At 30.6% G+C, this 15,377-nt stretch carries 16 protein-coding genes; 3 read left to right on the plus strand and 13 right to left on the minus strand.

Annotated features, from left to right (window positions below; translation table 11 throughout):
* Window positions 1–67 precede the first annotated feature (67 nt).
* The 8 genes from hypE to B3086_RS11670 all read right to left on the minus strand — a co-directional run bounded on the left by hypE (window position 68) and on the right by B3086_RS11670 (window position 7,860).
* Window positions 68–1,075, minus strand: a complete 1,008-nt coding sequence (hypE, locus tag B3086_RS11635; RefSeq protein WP_346846490.1) for a hydrogenase expression/formation protein HypE — start codon at window positions 1,073–1,075, stop codon at window positions 68–70.
* An 84-nt stretch (window positions 1,076–1,159) separates the two neighbouring features.
* A complete protein-coding gene (hypD, locus tag B3086_RS11640; RefSeq protein WP_346846489.1) occupies window positions 1,160–2,251 on the minus strand; it encodes a hydrogenase formation protein HypD in 1,092 nt (363 codons plus the stop codon).
* 1 nt (window position 2,252) lies between these two features.
* Entirely contained in the window at window positions 2,253–2,471 is a 219-nt protein-coding gene (locus tag B3086_RS11645) for a HypC/HybG/HupF family hydrogenase formation chaperone (protein WP_346893417.1), read from the minus strand.
* 1 nt (window position 2,472) lies between these two features.
* Window positions 2,473–4,776: a carbamoyltransferase HypF gene (gene hypF / locus B3086_RS11650; protein WP_346893419.1), complete on the minus strand. Its 2,304-nt coding sequence runs from the start codon at window positions 4,774–4,776 to the stop codon at window positions 2,473–2,475.
* Between the two features lies 1 nt (window position 4,777).
* Window positions 4,778–5,119 (minus strand): hydrogenase maturation nickel metallochaperone HypA, encoded by a 342-nt coding sequence (gene hypA / locus B3086_RS11655; RefSeq protein WP_346846486.1) that lies wholly within the window; start codon window positions 5,117–5,119, stop codon window positions 4,778–4,780.
* Window positions 5,112–5,573: a hydrogenase maturation protease gene (locus B3086_RS11660; protein ID WP_346846485.1), complete on the minus strand. Its 462-nt coding sequence runs from the start codon at window positions 5,571–5,573 to the stop codon at window positions 5,112–5,114. The genes hypA and B3086_RS11660 overlap by 8 nt, the downstream gene beginning before the upstream one ends.
* A complete protein-coding gene (locus tag B3086_RS11665) occupies window positions 5,570–6,985 on the minus strand; it encodes a nickel-dependent hydrogenase large subunit (RefSeq protein ID WP_346846484.1) in 1,416 nt (471 codons plus the stop codon). Before B3086_RS11665 ends, B3086_RS11660 begins: the two co-directional genes overlap by 4 nt.
* A gap of 2 nt (window positions 6,986–6,987) precedes the next feature.
* Window positions 6,988–7,860 carry a hydrogenase small subunit gene (locus B3086_RS11670; protein ID WP_346846483.1) on the minus strand — a complete coding sequence of 291 codons (873 nt, stop codon included), beginning with the start codon at window positions 7,858–7,860 and terminating at the stop codon, window positions 6,988–6,990.
* A gap of 201 nt (window positions 7,861–8,061) precedes the next feature.
* Between B3086_RS11670 and B3086_RS11675 the strand changes: the two genes are divergently transcribed.
* The gene (locus tag B3086_RS11675) at window positions 8,062–8,607 is read left to right on the plus strand and encodes a glutathione peroxidase (RefSeq protein WP_346876990.1); all 546 of its coding nucleotides are present in this window, start codon (window positions 8,062–8,064) and stop codon (window positions 8,605–8,607) included.
* Between the two features lie 16 nt (window positions 8,608–8,623).
* Complete coding sequence (locus B3086_RS11680) at window positions 8,624–9,052, plus strand: MarR family transcriptional regulator (protein ID WP_346846481.1); 429 nt, start codon at window positions 8,624–8,626, stop codon at window positions 9,050–9,052.
* A 65-nt stretch (window positions 9,053–9,117) separates the two neighbouring features.
* Here B3086_RS11680 and B3086_RS11685 read toward each other — a convergent pair whose 3' ends face one another.
* The 3 genes from B3086_RS11685 to B3086_RS11695 form a co-directional block, all read right to left on the minus strand.
* On the minus strand, window positions 9,118–10,065 hold the full coding sequence (locus B3086_RS11685; RefSeq protein WP_346846480.1) for a 4Fe-4S binding protein: 948 nt from the start codon (window positions 10,063–10,065) through the stop codon (window positions 9,118–9,120).
* 203 nt (window positions 10,066–10,268) lie between these two features.
* Window positions 10,269–11,171, minus strand: a complete 903-nt coding sequence (locus tag B3086_RS11690) for a LysR family transcriptional regulator (protein WP_346876992.1) — start codon at window positions 11,169–11,171, stop codon at window positions 10,269–10,271.
* A 157-nt stretch (window positions 11,172–11,328) separates the two neighbouring features.
* Window positions 11,329–11,703 (minus strand): YkvA family protein, encoded by a 375-nt coding sequence (locus B3086_RS11695; RefSeq protein WP_346846478.1) that lies wholly within the window; start codon window positions 11,701–11,703, stop codon window positions 11,329–11,331.
* 309 nt (window positions 11,704–12,012) lie between these two features.
* Here B3086_RS11695 and B3086_RS11700 point away from each other — a divergent pair, with 309 nt between their 5' ends.
* Complete coding sequence (locus B3086_RS11700; protein ID WP_346893421.1) at window positions 12,013–12,753, plus strand: acyl-[acyl-carrier-protein] thioesterase; 741 nt, start codon at window positions 12,013–12,015, stop codon at window positions 12,751–12,753.
* Between the two features lie 61 nt (window positions 12,754–12,814).
* On the opposite strand, the gene B3086_RS11705 is transcribed toward B3086_RS11700, so the two are convergent.
* On the minus strand, window positions 12,815–13,771 hold the full coding sequence (locus tag B3086_RS11705; protein WP_346893423.1) for a patatin-like phospholipase family protein: 957 nt from the start codon (window positions 13,769–13,771) through the stop codon (window positions 12,815–12,817).
* Between the two features lie 142 nt (window positions 13,772–13,913).
* On the minus strand, window positions 13,914–15,320 hold the full coding sequence (locus tag B3086_RS11710; RefSeq protein WP_346893425.1) for an MATE family efflux transporter: 1,407 nt from the start codon (window positions 15,318–15,320) through the stop codon (window positions 13,914–13,916).
* Window positions 15,321–15,377 lie beyond the last annotated feature (57 nt).

The following is a 15,377-nucleotide window of genomic DNA, read 5'->3' on the forward strand; positions in this document are numbered from 1 at the left end:
TTTTTATTGAATATAGGTATTTTAAATAATAAAAAAGAAGCAAAATTTCTCTCACTTCTTAAATCAATCAACATATTCTTGGGATTAATTCTCCTTGTAGCATTCCCAAAACCTTAGTTCCTCCAATGTAAGTTTTTAAATATAATTTACTTTTGCCATCATCTAGTACCTTACCAATAATAGCGCCTTCTCTTCCTAAAGGATTTGATTTAATTACATTTAAAACCCTATGAGCATCTTTATTACTTACAATACAAATTAACTTGCCTTCATTAGCCATATAAAGAGGATCAAATCCTAAAAGATCACAAAAATTCCTTACATCCTCTCTTATAGGTATATCTTTTTGCCATATTTCCATAGACTTTCCACTAGTGCTCACTAACTCCTTTAAAGTGTTAGCTAACCCTCCTCTAGTTGGATCTCGCATTACTCTAATTTCATTGCTAGTATCCATTATAGCTTTTGTTAGTTCATTAAGAGCAGCACAATCACTCTTTAAACCTGACTCTATATCTAAATTTTCTCTTTCATTTATAATAGATGTGCCATGATCTCCAATAGTACCACTTATAATTATTGCATCTCCTTCTTTTATCTCCTTTATGTTTAACTGATAATTATTTTTTTCTATATATCCTATTCCTGTTGTATTAATATAAATTTTATGACCTTTTCCTCTTTGTACAACCTTAGTATCTCCTGTTACTATTTTAACTCCTATTTTATTAGCAGTATCAGCCATAGATTTTGCTATTTTCTCTAAATCTTTAATTTCTAATCCTTCTTCAAGAATAAAACCAGCAGATATATATATGGGAGTTGAACCACTTACGCACAAATCATTCACAGTACCACAAATACTCAGTTTCCCTATATCTCCACCCTTAAAAAACAGAGGATCTACCACAAAACTATCTGTAGTTACTGCTATTTTCCCCTTAATCATATCTAATATAGCTGAATCTCCTTGTTCCTTTAATATATCATTATTAAAATACCTTAGAAATACATTCTTTATTAATTTATACGTTTCCTCTCCTCCACTCCCATGGGCTAATGTTATAACTTCCATAGCTCCTCCTAATATTAAACTTCAAAATAATTTAAATATGCATATAATTAAACTTGTTACCTTATTCTATGTTAAACTTATAAGCTACAATTCTTTTGTACTGTATACAATACCACAACTTCCTTCTTTAGATACCATGCATGGACCAATTGGAGTCCTTGGTGTACACATCTTTCCAAAAGCATTACAATCCATAGGACTTTTTATTCCCCTTAATATATCTCCACAAATACACTGATTATTTTTATTTACAATTTTATTTTTTAAAGAAAATTTATTTCTAGCATCAAAGTAGCTATATTCCTCTCTTAGTTTATATCCTGTACCGTCTATTTCTCCAAAACCCCTCCAAAAACTAGATGAAGTTTCAAAGACCTGATTTAATATCTCTTGTGCTTTTCTATTTCCTTCTGGATAAACAAAACCTTTATATAAATTTTCACATCCGTAATTACCTCTCTCTTTTTTATATATGATATAAAGTATCCCAGCTAATATATCTATAGCCTTGAAGCCGCATATAGCCATAGGAGTTTTATACTCATTAGATAATCTCTCAAAGGGTCTGCAACCAATTATTGTTGCTACATGTCCTGGACATATAAATCCATGAATTTTAACTTCTTCATCTAAAATTAGGGTAGACATAACCTTAGGCATAGCCTTTAGAGAATTCAAAATAAAAAAGTTATTTACATTTTTCTCTAGTGCTTCTCTTATTGTAAGAGCTATTATAGGTGCTGTAGTTTCAAAGCCTATAGCTAAAAAAACTATAATCTTATCTCTATTATTTATTGCTATCTTCAAAGCATCTAATGGGGAATATACAACTTCTACCTTTCTTCCTTTAGCCATCTGTTCTCTTAATGAGCTACAACTCCCTGGAACTTTAATCATGTCGCCAAAGGTAGTTATTATTACATCTTTTTTCTCACTTAACTCTATGGCATGATCTATATAGCTCTCATCTGTTACGCAAACAGGACATCCTGGTCCTGATAACAACCTAATATTAGGTGGTAACAGCTTATCAATACCTGAATTATAAATACTTCGTGTATGTGTACCACAAACCTCCATTATATTTATGTTTTCCTTACACCTTTCCTTTATGTTTTTTAATAGTTTAATTGCCAAATTAATTTCCCTTGAATTTCCTTCATCTCTATAAAACATACTAAAAGTCTCCCATTAACTCCTTAAATATTATTAAAGTCTCCATAGCCTCTTTTTCTTCTATTTTTTCAATGGCACAACCAACATGAACCAAAACATATTCTCCAACAACTAAATTTTCTATTAGACTAGTATTAATTTTTTTTCTTAAACTCCCAAATTCAACTAAGGAATTACCTTCACATACTTCTAATACCTTTCCTGGAATGGCTACACACATATTAATTCTCCTTACATAACTCATTTCCAATAACTATCTGACCTATAGACAATCCCCCATCATTGCAAGGTATTAATCTATGGGTTATAACTTGAAATCCACTTTCCTTCAACGACGTCTCAATTCCTTCTAATAAAATAGAGTTTTGAAATACACCTCCACTTAAAGCTACCTTATTTATGCTATATTCTTCTCTTAACTTAATACAAATTTTATTTGAAAAATCTATTATAGTATTATGAAATTTTAGAGCTATACACCCTTTATCAATGTTATTATTTAAATCCTTTATAATGCCTCTAATTATATTATTTATATTTATAATATAAGGCAGGCTACCACTAATTTCCCATTGATATATATTCTCACACCTTTTTATATAATCATAATTATTAGTACCCTTTAAAGAATCAATGAAATCTTCTGCTAAGCTTTCAACATACATAGCAGCCTCTCCTTCATAGGATACTTCTTTGTTAAAATCTAAAAGACTGGCAATTCCATCAAATAGTCTTCCCATACTAGAAGTTAGTGGACAATTAAAATTCTTTCTTAGCATGTTAATAATTATCCTTGATTCCATACCATAAAAATATTTACAAGCAGCTTCTTCAATCTCCTCTTCCTTTAAAACTCCAAACAAAAGAGATAGTCCAATTCTCCATGGAAATTTTACTGCTCTATCCCTTCCAGGCAAAGGAATATATTTTAAGTGTGCTCCCCTAATAAAGTTCTTTTTATCACATATTAAAAACTCTCCTCCCCAAAGGTTTCCATCTTCTCCATATCCCACTCCATCAAAGGCTATCCCTATAACTTTATCCTTTTCTTTATTTTCTATCATGCAGCTCACTATGTGACTATGATGATGATAAACACCTAAAGTTTTCACCTTGTTTTTATCTAAATAATTCTTACTCCAATAATTAGGATGCATATCATGAATAATTGTATTCGGTTCAACTTTAAAAATATTCTTCATGTGCTTTAACACTCTATTAAATCTTAAATAATTCTCTTCTCCCTCCATGTCTCCAATATAAGGACTTGTAAAAATACAATCTCCACTTCCAAGAGAAAATGAATTTTTAAATTGAGATCCTAAGGCTAGGATATTTTCTTTGAATATATACTTATTATAGTAAGGGGCATAACCTCTACCAGCCCTTATAACCCTACCGTAACCACCAATTACTTGAACTACAGAATCATCAACGGGCATATTAATTTCTCTATTATGAATAAAAAAATAATCTACTATTTCCATAAGATTGTCTATAGCCTCTATATCCTCATATATTATTGGCATAGTACTTAGATTCCCGCTAGTAAAAACTAAAATATCTATGTTGTTACCAAATATTAAATAATGAAGGGGAGAATAGGGTAATACTACTCCTAGTCTTTTATTATTAAAAGAAATATTAGTTGGTAGTTTATTGTTCTTTTTCTTTAAAAGCAATATAGGTTTCTTATTTCCTGTTAAAATTTCTTTTTCTTCATTATTTACATAACAATATTTTTCTACTACATTTATATCTTTCATCATAAGGCCTAATGCCTTATCTGGTCTATGTTTTCTAAGCCTTAGTTTTTCTATAGCTAGTTCATTATTTCCATCACAAACAAGATTAAAACCACCTATGCCCTTAACTCCAATTATTTTTCCTTCCCTTAAATACTTTCTCACACTTTCAAATTTATCGCTAGATTTTATAGGGCTCCCCTTATTATCTAAGAGGATTACTCTTGGACCACAAGAGGAACAACAGGTAGGCTCTGCATGAAATCTTCTATCATCAGGATTTTCATATTCTTTCTTACATTTGTCACACATAATAAAATTATCCATAGAAGTATATTCTCTATCATAGGGAGTATTTTTTATTATTGAAAATCGAGGACCACAATTTGTACAATTTATAAAAGGATATAAATATCTTCTTGGATTATTACTATCCCCTAGCTCTTTTTCACACTCCTTACATGTAGCTATATCTGGAGAAATTAAAGTCCTCCCCTTCTCTTCGGTACTTTCTACTATGAGAAACTCCTTATAATCCTTTAGGCTTTTTTTATTCTCAACTACTACTTCTTCAATACTACTTAACTCAGGTGCCCTTTCCTTAAGGTTAGTTAAAAAATTATCTATACCTACTTCAGCTCCTTGAATTTCCATAAACACTCCCTTACTTGTATTATTCACCCAACCTGATAGTTGATTTTCTAAAGCTATTCTATATACAAAAGGTCTAAATCCTACGCCTTGAACTGTCCCTTTAACTATAATTCCTTTTCTAATCACTTTATTCTCCTTCTATTCTGTAGAGTAAAATTTCATAACCTGAAGTTATTTCATTACTTATCTGATTACAAATAGGACACTTTCTATTTGTAGTCTTTAAAGGAAATTCCTTATGACAATTATTACAATATGCCTTACTTAATAACTTTTCTATAATAAGTTTTGCACCCTCACAACAACTCCCTGAACTCATTTCTTTAAAAATAAAATCAATGGAGGAATTATCTATACAAGAAAATTCTCCTATTTGTAAAAATACTTTTGATACCTTAGTTATATTATTTTTAATACACTGTTTCTCAACCATATCTATAACGTAACTAATTATTGAAATTTCATGCATTTATATCACCAATTATCCTTTTAATTTCCCTAAATACTTTTTTAGTAATTTCAGAAAATTTATCCTTTAAAGTATTAGATAACTCTAAGGAATAATTCACCTTTTCCACTTCAATACCAACTAAATATCCAGCAATTTCTCTATATTCTTCTCTTAAAACCCTCAAAAGATTTTCACTATGCATATCTCTGCAAGGGTTAATAAATTTATCACATTCCTTTAAATTTAAGACTGAAACTCTGCCAGGTTCAATTCCAAAGTAGGTACTGTCTACCAGAATAACAGTATCTTCCTTATTAATTTCATTTAAATAATATATATAATCAATTCCAACTATTAATACCTTAACTTCTTTGCTATAGCTTTCCAGTTGGGCCCCTATGAACTCCATTACCTTTACTCCTATACCATCATCACCCAAAATAATATTTCCTATGGCAAAAATCTTTATCATAGTATATTTATTGTTATAGGCTCATATTTATCACTGGTTACATGTGCGGCACAGTTTAAACATGGATCAAAGCTTCTTACTATACGTCCTATTTCTACTGGATGGACCATATCTTTTATTTCCGTTCCTATCAACGCTTCTTCCACTGGCCCTTTTATTCCCCTATTATCAGTAGGTGATAAATTCCAAGATGAAGGTGGTATTAAAGTATAGTGGTGTACTAACTTATTCTTAATAGACAACCAATGTCCTAGGGATCCTCTCTCTGCTTCTATTAATCCAACGCCTCTTGATTCCTCAGGTATTTCCCATTGCTCTTGATAAGCCTTTTTTAGCTTTAATAAATCTATTAATCCCTCTATAGCTTCACAAAGTCTCTTCGCCTCTATTGATTTAGCAATTATTCTATCCATAATAGATACTCCTCCACTATAGTCACCACTTAAAGTCATTCTAGCTAGTGCCCCAACCTCCATAGGATTCCCCTTATATCTAGGTGCATTAACCCAACTATATGCTTCTGGTTTATAAGGATTATAGGTGATTTTATTGTCTTCTCCTGGTATTAAAGTTTGCAAATCTGATTCTACCCAAGTTTTAGAAATATCTTCTGCTATATTGCTAGACTGAAATTCTTCTCTAATTCCATTTATCATTACTCCAGTTGATACCATTTTAATTGGATGCAAGTAATTGTCATACAATCCATAACTCATAAAATTCTTATATCCATCACCAATTTTAAAATAATCTTCATAAGTGGCTGCTATAGTATATACATCCGGTATAAGCTTATCTACAATAAAACTTTTTATTACTTTTATACTATATTTAATGTTTTCTATTTGTGGTATATCAATATTGGTAGTTGTGCCACCTACAAAAATGCCATGACAATGAGGAACTTTTCCAGCTAATTCAGCTACAGCTCTATGTGCTTCTCTACTATACCTTACTGCTCCTAAGTAATCTTCATTTATTCTTTTTGTATCCTCTCTAGATAACCTGTAATCAGCAGCTTTAGCACTTTCCGTTTTATACAACGGATTTATATGAACTATATCTACATAATCTGGAAATACGAAAAAATATATGTGCCTCAAATAATTCTGCAAAAATTCAAATCCGTTAGCAATATCTCTAACTACTTTTCCATTAAAATCAGGTGTAACTTTCATTGCATCTTCTAGACATAAAGTAGCAGCTACAGCATGATGGGTAGAACAAATTCCACATACCCTTGGAGCCAGTCTTATAATATCTAAGGGATATCTACCTTTAAACATCTCCTCAAATCCCCTAAACTGACTTCCACTACTTTTTGCATCTATAATCTTATTATTAACTACATTTACTTCTATATTTAAAAGTCCACTTACCCTAGTCAATGGATCAATTACTATCTTAGTCATAATTAAACTCCTCCATATTTTACAAAAGGCTCTGTTCCATCTGGAAATCTAGGTCCTGCACAGCCTATACAATTAGTATTATCCCCGATAGGCCAATTATCAGTGCCATTCCATCGACTTACAGGACAATATGCATGGGTTATTGGACCTCTGCACCCTAGAGAAAATAAACATTCTGGATCTCCAAATTTCTTAGCAAATATCCCATTATCAAAAAACCTTCTTCTTGGACAATTGTCATGAATTGTCTCTCCATAATAAGCCTTTGGTCTTCCATCACTATCAACTTCTGGCATACCATAGGATGTAATATAACCCAAAATTCCCATAGTCCAAACAGGATTTGCAGGACAACCTGGTATTCTAATAATGTCATCTCTTTTTAAAAACTCTGATATGCTAACTCCATTAGATATATTAGGTCTTGCTGCAGTAGGTCCTCCATAACAAGCACATGTTCCCACAGAAATAATATATTTAGCGTTTTTAGCTATAGTTTCTACCGCCTCCATTGCTGTTATTTTTCTTCCATTATAGGTAGCAACAGTAGTAAATAGACCATTATCTCTTAATGGTACTGCGCCACAAACTAAAAATATATATTCAGTATCCAAAATTTCAAATATTCTCTCATAGCTTTCTTGTCCCTCATCTCCATTTATACTGCCAAAGAAAATCATATTAACAAATTCCTTTAGCATATATATAACATCTGGTTCATCTCCATTTAACAGAGAAATTACTTCTCCAAAACACCCTGATATCTCTAACCATATAGCATTGATTCTCCCCTTTTTACCTTGTTGTACTTCTTCAATCGCTCTTTTTGCATAGGAGATAGCCAATTCTTCTTTATTTCTTAGAAAATTACACATAATTATTCCTCTTTTAAATTACTACTATAATAATAGTTTTTTAGTATAAATTTTATGCAATATTTTTAAATTAATTTTATTTTCATATTGACATACTTAAGATTCCACTGTAATATTAACTTAAAGATATCGATTGTGCGCAATTTAATTGTTAGCTATTTTGTATTACACTATATACCCATCATAAAAGGAGAAATATATATGAATATTTATGATTTTAAAGTTAAAACTATAGACGGAGAAGAAACTACTTTAGAAAAATACAAAGGTAAGGTTCTAGTGGTTGTAAACACAGCTAGTAAATGTGGATTTACACCTCAATATTCTGATTTAGAAAATATCTATAAAAAATATAAGGATATGGGGCTAGAAATTTTAGGCTTCCCATGTAATCAATTTGCCGAACAAGAACCTGGTAATAACAATGATGTAAAAGCATTTTGTCAGTTAAACTATGGTGTTACCTTCCCATTATTTGAAAAGGTAGATGTTAAGGGACAGACAGCTCATCCCCTATTCAAGTTTTTAAGTAATTCTATGCCTTTTAAGGGTTTTGATTTAAGTACCCCTAGCGGAAGACTACTAGATAACATCTTGAAAGAAAAATACCCTGAGTATATTATTGGTAATAGTATTAAGTGGAACTTCACTAAATTCTTAATAGACAGAGATGGAAATATAGTAAATAGATTTGAATCTCCTGTAGATCCTATGGATATGATTCCAGAGATAGAAAAAATTTTATAGGACTGAGGTTTCTAATATGAGTTATGAACACTTAGATATTGATAAGCAACTATGCTTTGCTTTATATGCTTCTTCAAAAGCTATAATAAAAAGTTATAAGCCACTATTAGATGAACTTGGCATTACTTACACTCAATATATTACCCTTTTAGTCCTTTGGAAAGAGGATAATATAACTGTAAAAGAGTTAGGCAAGAAACTTTATTTGGATTCTGGAACCCTTACACCTGTATTAAAAAGACTTGAATCCATGGATATAATACAAAGGATAAGAGCTTCTCAAGATGAAAGAAATGTATATGTGAAACTAACAGATAAAGGTATTTCAATGAAGGATAAAGCTTCAAAAATACCTGAAAAGATGTTCTGTAGTACTGGTCTTTCTTTAGATGAAGTATCAGACTTAAGAGAAAAACTTAAATTTTTATTAAATAATCTACAATAGAAAAACAAGCTAGGTACAAGTATTTCAACTTAAACCTAGCTTACTTTTTTATTTCTATATCTTAATTAACAGGAATAGTTTCTCTTGGTGTGGACCTCTGCCTTTAATATTTCTTCTTTCTCTTTTAGAATTTCATTACCTAGTATTCCTTTAGATACTTCTTCAAATCCAATTCTCTCTACCATATCACCAAATCTTTCTCCAGTTTTTCCGTTATCTCTATAATATAAAATTGCTTTTTCTATTATATCCATAGCCTCATCATATAAATAAACCCCTTTCAATGGTTCACCACGTCTTGGAGTTTTACCCCATTTCCCACCTATAAATAGTTTTACACCATCTTTTTTGCATACCATTGAACCAAAATGACATTTATCTATACAAAGTCCACAGTTTGTACACTTCTCCCTATCTATTTGAAGCTTTCCATTAATAACTTTTGCTGCTCCTTTTTTACAAGCCTCTTCTACTGAACACTTTTTACATCCTAAACATAAATCCTCATTACAATCTGGTACTCTTTGACCCATTATGCCAAAATCATTTAAGTCTGGCTTTATACAGTTATTTGGACATCCACCTATACCTATTTTAAACTTATGTGGCAAAAGTACATTGTAATATCCTTTATAAAATCTTTCATGTATTTTCCTTGCTAATTCTTGTGTATCTAAAAGCCCAAATATACATACGGTTCCTTTGCACGCTACTACAGGTCTAACTCTCGGACCCGTCCCTCCCCCTTCTAGTCCTGCTTCACTAAGCTCTTCTTTTACCTTTTGAATATCTTCAAATCTTATCCATGGAATTTCTACTGTAAGTCTTGTAGTATAACTCATATATCCTCTTCCATATTTTTCTGATATTTCAGAAAGGACTCTTGTTTCCTTTGAATTTAAGCATCCGTCCTCAGTTATAACTCTACATGCAAAGTGTATTCCATCTCTTTGTGGAAGAAATCCTTGACCCTTTAATTTTGATTTTTCTTCTGCTGATGCTATTATTGCCATTTTCTTCACTACCCTTCTTTATTTCATTGTATTGACATTCTAATTGTTAATCTTTCTGCACTTGTCATATCCTTGTACTATTTTCATGTTTATTATATCTCTGCAATTTTACAAAGTGAACTTAAGATTAGTTATAGTAAGATAAAGATTCTTTATACTTAGGATAACTTAAATATAAAATAGAGACTAAATTAGAAGATGTTTTATTCTAATTCAGTCTCATCACATTGCTTTTTACAAAAATCAATAAAGTTCTTTATAAAATCCATATTTGAGTTTTTTAAATATATAAAATTAAATTCTCTTTTCATTTTCATATTTTTGATTGATAATGCTTTAAATTTTTTACACATCAATGGTGAATTTAATGCTTCCTTTGATACCACTGTTGCTCCAAGTCCAGATTCTACTAAAGACATAATTGCTGTTATATCTCCAATTTCCATATAAGGATTAATATTCTTAGGTTCAAATCCTTGCTGCACCATATAATCTTCAAATATCTGCCTTGTCCCAGATCCTTTTTCTCTTAGTATAAGTTTTTCTGAAAGAATTTCATCCATTGTTATTTTCTTTTTCTTAGCCATTTCATGACTTTTGGAAATAGCAAATACTAGTTCATCATCTTTAAATTTTTCATAAATCACCTTACTTTTATCAAAGGGGCCCTCTATAACACCCAATATAATCTCACCACTAAAGAGTTTTTGGATTATATTCCCTGTATTTTCCACATGAAGTATTACATCTATATTTTTGTTGCTCACCTTATAATTTCCTATGATAGATGGAAGTACATATCCCCCTATAGTAAGAGTTGCGCCTACATTATATCTCTTTATAATAGATGATTCATTTGAAAGATGGTTTTTTGCCAATTTACTTATTTTATCAATTTCTAAAGCATACTTATAAAGTATCCTTCCTGCCCCCGTAAGCTCCATGTTCTTATTTTTTTTTTCTAATAACTTCACATTGTAATATTCCTCTAAAAGTTTTATATGATGAGAAATTGCAGGTTGAGTCATATTTAATATGCTGGCAGCCCGTGTAAAGTTCTTTGTATCAGCCACAGTAATAAATGTTTCAAGCTTTATATCGATCACAGCTTATATCCATTCCTTCCTAAATTACAATAAGATACCCTAATTATACTACGTATATTTCTAAAGTTCCAATTCATCATATTAAATACTCTAATTACATTTTAGTTAATATTCCATCTACCTATATCTTCCTTAATAAAAATCGATTTTTATATTTCTATGGCAAACTTTTATTTATTATAACTAATGCTATTAATATCCATATTAATATAATAATTCCACTGGCTACATAATTTTTAGGTTTTCCTTCCTTAAAAATATTTTCTGCTTCAAGTCTGCAACTTTCTATAACTTCTTTTGGAATGAGCTTTAAGGACAGCCAAATCAGAACAGGTAATAAGATAGCATCATCCAAAAATCCCAAAATAGGTATAAAGTCCGGTATTAAATCTACTGGACTAAACGCATAGCCTATAGTTATTGCAACTACTACCTTTGCATACCATGGTGTGCTTCTTTTTTTATATACAAGATACAAGGTATCTATATGTGCTTTTAACTTTTTTGCCCAATACTTTATCTTTTCTATCATACTATTACCCTCATCCACTTATTTAAATTATCAATACATAATTCTATACTATCAAATCTACTATATAAATAGTTTATTTTATAAACTGTTTATATACAACAGTTACTTTACATAGTTGAATTTTATTTTTATACTTATCTAAACATATTTGCGTAATTCATTTTAATTTACATATACTTTATTAAATAGTTTGAAAAATTTATTATATTTACAGATTAGTTTAATTATAAATGCAAAATAAGCCCTAACTTTGTGGTAAAATATTCTTATGCCTTAGTAACATTTATTATTACCGTAGGAGGTATTAGCATGAGTTTAATAACTAGTAAAAGTTATAATGTACACTATTATGAAGTGGATGCCAAGAAAAGAGCTTTAATTTCCACTATTATGAATTATCTTATGGACATATGCTCTGTACAATCTGATAGCCGTGGTGTTGGTGTAGAGTACCTAATGACAAATAATAAAGGATGGATATTAACACATTGGAATATAAAAATAAATAGGTACCCTTTGTATGATGAGAACTTAAAAGTATCTACGAGAGCAAATTCTTTCTATAAATATTACGCATATAGAACAAATTATATTGAAGATAGTTTAGGTAACTTAATAGTGGATGGACGGTCTATATGGCTCTTAGTTGATTCAACTAAAAGACGACCTGTAAAGGTAAGCGATGATATGTATGCCGCATACAATATATCCAAGGATGAAAATGAACGCTTTATTCATTCCTCATTGAAACCTTTAGATAGTTGGGACACTGAAAAGGCCTTTGATATAAGATATAGTGATATAGACACTAATAAACATGTTAATAATGTAAAATATGTAAGTTGGATAATTGAATCTATACCATTGGATATTGCTTTAAATTATGAAATGCGTGAGATTACAGTAGTATATAAAAAAGAAACCTATTATGGTCATAGAATAAAAGTTCATACCAAAATTGAAAAATCACAAACTGGATATATATGTACTCATGATATCATAAATGAAGATGGAGAAGAATTGACCTTAGCTACTACCTATTGGGAATAAAATATAACTTTAAAATGGTATCATAGCTTCCAATATATATGGAAATCTATGATACCACTTTTTAAAAGAAATGATTATTACTTAGTAATTCTTTGTTATATTCCTCATGCTTTTCAATTAACTTCCCTAGCGATCTTCCCTTCATCATGTCTATTATCATAGGGGATAAAATTGAAAGCCCATCTCGATATCCCAGGTCAATATGTTGATTTAATGTACTTTGTCTTATATTAACTGTACCTATACCACTTACTGCTTCTAAATGCATAGAAGGATATATTTCAATAATATTGCAGTCTTCAAATCCTGTTCTATCTAATTGATGCTTATAAGATAAATGTACAACTATGATAACATCACAATTATGATTTTTAAGAGGAGCTATTGGTACATTATCTGCATTTTGATAATCATATTTAGGACTATTTATACCCCCATCTGAATATCTATACTCATTTATATTTATAGGCTTAAAAATAAATGGTACTGCACAGGACGCAAGTACAATGTCTATAAGTTTCTCATTGTCATAATCATTTAATCTAAAATACTCAGGTGTTTTCAGGTCTATATTATATGCACACGCATAGAGAGTTTTTCTTGACTCTTTAATTACTTTTAAATCAACATACTCCTCAATAAACTTACGTATGCCACTTTGAGAAAGCAAACCTATATCACTTACACTAAGCAGTTCATTAAATTTTTGTTCCTTACCTATATTCTTAGCTTTTTTTATTAACTGAGAAATCTTTAAATCTCTTGCCAGACTTTCATGATTAATAAATCTAGAATAAGTTAGACTTGACCAACTCTTGTCCATTATACTATTGTCATTCATAGATAATAAAAGTCCATTTATTGTACCAATTGACGTTCCTGATACAACGGAAACTCTTCTTATTATGTCTAACTCCCAAAGTGCCTTAAATACCCCTGCCTCATAGGCACCTTTTGCACCTCCACCGGCTAATACTAGTCCAATATTCAAATCAAATAATTTTTTTATTTCATCCATGCTTTCCCTCTTAACTTATAATTTATTCATTACTACACTATACTCTAATCATATAAAACCTAAAGTAAATTAAATAAAATATTATTCATACTAGGGCTTTATAAGTATCTATTTAAGATACCTTTATAATGTATATGTATATCTACCTTATTTTTATATATTTCCATTTTCCTGTTCTAAATCTCATGTAAACAAAAAACCATCTTACAAATTGATCCATGAATACAGCCATCCATGCTCCTGCTAATCCATATCCAAATATATTTACAAGCAAGTGAGCTAAAACAACTCTTATTAATAATACCCCAACAAAGGTAGCAACTAGTGGCCAGAAGGTGTCCCCTGCACCTCTTAAAGCTCCTGCTAATATTAGTTGTGATGATTGAAATGGTTGAACTAATGCTATTATTTTTAAAGCTATAGATGCATTTTGTATAATACTTGGATCTTTTGAATATAAACCTACAATCTGCGGACCAAAAAAGAAGAAAATTATAGCCATAAAAGTGGATATCAAGGAACCAATCTTTCTGGTTTCCTTGGCATAACTCTCCGCCTTTGAAAGCTCTTTAGCCCCTATGCTTCTACCTACCAGGGATGAAGCTGCAATTCCAAAAGCTTGTCCTGGTTGAAAAGAAAGACTTAATATATTTAATGATATTTGATGTGATGCATACACTACAGTTCCTAGTCCTGCAACTATTCTTACAAACATAAGTACTCCAGCTCTTAAAACTAACTGCTCAAGGGATGCAGGTACACCTATCTTTACTAGATTATAAATAATATTTTTATCAATTTTAAATGATTTTTTAATATCTAATTTAATTATGCTTTTACCTTTTATAATATACCTAAATAAAAATACACTTGCTATTACATTAGATATAGCCGTAGATATTCCAGCTCCTGTAACACCAAGCTTAGGAAGTCCAAAAAGACCATATATAAGAACTGCATTCCCAATAACATTAAAAAAGTTAGCTCTTAAATTTATCTTCATAGGTGTTTTTGTTTCTCCAATACCTCTAAGTGCTGCAGATATTGACATATTAAAAGATTGAAATATAAATCCAACCATAATAATTTTAAAATAGCTTCCACCTACTTGTAACGTATCATTTGCTGCCCCCATAAATTTCATAATTGGTCCAGTAAAAATTATTCCTAATACCGATATAGGTATAGCTAACATTATCAAACTCAATAGTATTACATGCTTTAAAGTAGTTTCTATTTTATCTGTTCTTTTTGATCCAAGGTATCTAGCAATCATTGCTGTTCCACCAACATTTAAAGCTTGCACAAGAGACAATCCTATAAATAATGGCTGATTTGTCATACCTACAGCAGATACAGAAGCTGCAGCCAATGAATTATCGCCCATTCTTCCAAGCATCATCATATCTACCATTCCAAAAAGGGAACCCATAAGAAGTTCTAACAGAACAGGCCACGCAATGTTGATAACATCATTTCTTGTAGAATTTTTCGACCACATAAATATTCTAGTCTTTTTTCCATCTCCATTTTCCTTTGAAGCAAACATTATCATTCTCCTTTACAAGTTAATTTAAAGACAATACTTCTAATACTATATACACTC

This window comes from Clostridium sp. UBA871 (assembly GCF_002295255.1).
Taxonomy (GTDB): domain Bacteria; phylum Bacillota; class Clostridia; order Clostridiales; family Clostridiaceae; genus Clostridium_J; species Clostridium_J sulfidigenes.

What these genes read in the sequence shown, in the direction of transcription:
- B3086_RS11665 (WP_346846484.1), bottom strand. Translation starts at nt 6,985, where the DNA reads ATGACTAAGATAGTAATTGATCCATTGACTAGGGTAAGTGGACTTTTA.
- B3086_RS11700 (WP_346893421.1), top strand. Translation starts at nt 12,013, where the DNA reads ATGAGTTTAATAACTAGTAAAAGTTATAATGTACACTATTATGAAGTG.
- B3086_RS11670 (WP_346846483.1), bottom strand. Translation starts at nt 7,860, where the DNA reads ATGTGTAATTTTCTAAGAAATAAAGAAGAATTGGCTATCTCCTATGCA.
- hypE (WP_346846490.1), bottom strand. Translation starts at nt 1,075, where the DNA reads ATGGAAGTTATAACATTAGCCCATGGGAGTGGAGGAGAGGAAACGTAT.
- B3086_RS11645 (WP_346893417.1), bottom strand. Translation starts at nt 2,471, where the DNA reads ATGTGTGTAGCCATTCCAGGAAAGGTATTAGAAGTATGTGAAGGTAAT.
- B3086_RS11695 (WP_346846478.1), bottom strand. Translation starts at nt 11,703, where the DNA reads ATGATAGAAAAGATAAAGTATTGGGCAAAAAAGTTAAAAGCACATATA.
- B3086_RS11660 (WP_346846485.1), bottom strand. Translation starts at nt 5,573, where the DNA reads ATGATAAAGATTTTTGCCATAGGAAATATTATTTTGGGTGATGATGGT.
- B3086_RS11680 (WP_346846481.1), top strand. Translation starts at nt 8,624, where the DNA reads ATGAGTTATGAACACTTAGATATTGATAAGCAACTATGCTTTGCTTTA.
- B3086_RS11685 (WP_346846480.1), bottom strand. Translation starts at nt 10,065, where the DNA reads ATGGCAATAATAGCATCAGCAGAAGAAAAATCAAAATTAAAGGGTCAA.
- hypD (WP_346846489.1), bottom strand. Translation starts at nt 2,251, where the DNA reads ATGTTTTATAGAGATGAAGGAAATTCAAGGGAAATTAATTTGGCAATT.
- B3086_RS11710 (WP_346893425.1), bottom strand. Translation starts at nt 15,320, where the DNA reads ATGTTTGCTTCAAAGGAAAATGGAGATGGAAAAAAGACTAGAATATTT.
- B3086_RS11675 (WP_346876990.1), top strand. Translation starts at nt 8,062, where the DNA reads ATGAATATTTATGATTTTAAAGTTAAAACTATAGACGGAGAAGAAACT.
- B3086_RS11705 (WP_346893423.1), bottom strand. Translation starts at nt 13,771, where the DNA reads ATGGATGAAATAAAAAAATTATTTGATTTGAATATTGGACTAGTATTA.
- hypA (WP_346846486.1), bottom strand. Translation starts at nt 5,119, where the DNA reads ATGCATGAAATTTCAATAATTAGTTACGTTATAGATATGGTTGAGAAA.